Below are 647 nucleotides of genomic sequence, written 5' to 3'. Positions count from 1 at the left end.
GGTGGGCGATACCGGACTCGAACCGATGACCTCTTCCGTGTGAAGGAAGCGCGCTACCAACTGCGCCAATCGCCCAGGGGGACGTGCTGGACGACCCGAGAGACGATCGTAGCGGATCCGCGGGGCCCGGATGCACCGCCGACGCCCGCCACGCCCGGGTGAACGGACGGCGACGAGCCGGTTTCGCGCGGAAAGACGCGGATCGGACTCCGAGCGGCGGGATCGGCGTCCGCTCGATTTGGATTCCGGCGCCGCTGTCGTATACATTCTTCTAGGTCGAGCCGGGCAGCGAAAGCGCCGGACAGACAGCAAGACAGCACGACACGCAAAACGGCAACACCAGTACGACCTACATGCGGATGTGGCGCAGCGGTAGCGCATCACCTTGCCAAGGTGAGGGTCGCGAGTTCGAATCTCGTCATCCGCTCGAACACCGGTCCTCGGACCGGCGTCATCGGGACGGCACCCTCGGGTGCCTCCCACCTGGTCGGCCCTCGGGCCGCCGACACCGAATCCCGTACACGGTGGATTGGCCGAGAGGCGAGGCAGCGGCCTGCAAAGCCGTATACACGGGTTCGAATCCCGTATCCACCTCGATCGTTCACCGAACGAGGCGCTCCGCACGGAGCAACGGGCGATTGGCGCAG

3 tRNA genes are annotated in these 647 nt (G+C 66.2%); 2 read left to right on the top strand and 1 reads right to left on the bottom strand.

The annotated features are described in order from the left end of the window. Positions 1 to 2: 2 nt before the first annotated feature. Positions 3 to 75, bottom strand: a tRNA-Val gene (locus C5C82_RS17195). 280 nt (positions 76 to 355) lie between these two features. Between C5C82_RS17195 and C5C82_RS17190 the strand changes: the two genes are divergently transcribed. Together C5C82_RS17190 and C5C82_RS17185 are read left to right on the top strand one after the other, a co-directional pair. Next, positions 356 to 427: transfer RNA gene (locus C5C82_RS17190), tRNA-Gly, on the top strand. 96 nt (positions 428 to 523) lie between these two features. After that, a tRNA-Cys gene (locus C5C82_RS17185) sits at positions 524 to 594 on the top strand. The last annotated feature ends 53 nt before the right edge of the window (positions 595 to 647 follow it).

The sequence above is a fragment of the Rathayibacter sp. AY1D5 genome, assembly GCF_002932515.1.
Classification (GTDB): domain Bacteria; phylum Actinomycetota; class Actinomycetes; order Actinomycetales; family Microbacteriaceae; genus Rathayibacter.
The sequence above is the reverse complement of the archived record's forward strand: the minus strand, read 5'-3'. Positions and strand labels throughout refer to the sequence as shown.